Source organism: Anaerolineae bacterium, from assembly GCA_014360855.1.
GTDB lineage: Bacteria > Chloroflexota > Anaerolineae > JACIWP01 > JACIWP01 > JACIWP01.
Map to the genome: position 1 here is coordinate 1 of JACIWP010000421.1, position 1,671 is coordinate 1,671.

The 1,671-nt window shown below is 68.0% G+C and carries 2 protein-coding genes; both read left to right on the forward strand.

Annotation, left to right across the window (positions count from 1 at the left end):
• Positions 1-1,202 (forward strand): hypothetical protein (locus tag H5T60_14720; protein MBC7243685.1); only part of this gene is annotated, 1,202 nt, incomplete at its 5' end.
• A 16-nt stretch (positions 1,203-1,218) separates the two neighbouring features.
• A partial coding sequence (locus H5T60_14725; GenBank protein MBC7243686.1) for a hypothetical protein occupies positions 1,219-1,671 on the forward strand: 453 nt, incomplete at its 3' end.

The following is a 1,671-nucleotide window of genomic DNA, read 5'->3' on the forward strand; positions in this document are numbered from 1 at the left end:
AGGAGGAACTGCCGGCCTGGCTGAGGGAGGCGACCGGTTTCGGAGAGGCGCCGGCGGAAACGCCGACACCGGCGGCGGAAGAAGAGGAACTGGCCGGCGAAATCCCCGAATGGATCATGGCACTGCGCCCCGGCGCCCAGGAGCCGACCATCGAGGTCCCGCCCGAAGGATATGAGGGGGATTCGTATGCGGAGGGCATCCTGGCCGGCGTGCAGGGCTTACTGCCCATCGAACTGCCGATGGCGAAGCCGCCGGCCCCGGAGGATACCGGCAGTCTGCTGGAGAGCGTGCCGGCGGAGGACGAGGCAGTTCAGATATTCCGCCAGGTTATGGAATCGCGGCCGCCGGCCCGCCGGGTGCCGAAACCATCCCGCCCTCGCATCGGGCGCGTGCGGCTGTTGAGCGCGCTGGTTCTGATCGCCGTCATGTGCCTGCCCCTGCTGACCCAGGGCCAGTGGTTCACGGGCGCCGCCCGGACCATTCCCGACCCGGTCAACGCCGCGTACGAAGCCGTGGAGGAACTGGCCCCGGACGACGCGGTGGTGGTCGCCTTTGATTTTGACCCCTCGACCGCCGGCGAGATGGAACCCCTGGCCCAGGTGCTGACGGAGCATCTGATGGCGCGCGGCGCCCGGATCATCGCGGTCAGCACCCTGCCGGCCGGCCCCCAGGTGGCGCAGGATATCCTTGACCAGGCGGCCGCGGCGCGCGGCGGCAAATCCTACGGCGTCCATTACGTGAACCTGGGCTATCTGCCCGGGCGAGAGGCCGGCATGCGCGATTTCCTGCTGAATCCTGTCAGCGCGGCGCGCAGGGACTTTGTGAGCGGCCAGCCCACTGCCGACCTGCCGGCGCTCCAAGGCCTGCAGGGCATCCAGGACCTGAAGATGCTGGTGATCATCGGCGCCAGCGCCCAGGATGTGCGCTGGTGGATGGAGCAGGCGGCCGGCCTGGCCCGTGTGCCTATGATCGCCGGCGTCAGCGCCGCCGCCGAGCCGTATATCCTGCCCTATTATCAGGGGGAGGGCCGGCTCCTGCAGGGAGTGGTGGCCGGCGTGCTGGGCGCCGGCGATTACGGCGCGCTGAGCGGCTCCCTGGTCCCGACGGCGCGTGTCGAATCCCTGCAGTGGGGCCTGCTGGTGGCGTTGATTGCCATGCTCATCGTCGCGGCGGTGTCGGTGTTCACGCCGGCGCGCACATAACGGGGGAGCTGGGGGGATGGAAGCGCTGAACGGCCTTGACCTGACTGCCGTGCAAGCCTGGGTGGCCTTTGTGCTCACCCTGATGGTGTTCAGCTATATCTTCGGGGATAATCCCCTCTTCCGCCTGGCGGAGCACATCTTTGTCGGCACGGCCGCCGGCTATGTCACCGTCCTGATTTATCACACGGTATTCCGCCCGCGTCTGCTTGAGCCGCTGGCCCAGGACCCCGCCGGCCATGGGTACCTGTTGGTGCCTTTACTGCTGGGCCTGCTCCTGCTGGCCAAGGGCAAGCGCAGTACGAGCTGGATGGGCAACATCACCATGGCCTGGCTGTTCGGAGTGGGGGCGTCGCTGGCCGTGGGCGGGGCCCTGCTGGGTACCCTGGCCTCCCAGCTTCGCTCTTCCTGGATTTCCCTGAACCCAAGCGATTACGCCGGCCGGCCTCTGGGCGTGATCATTGCCCTCATG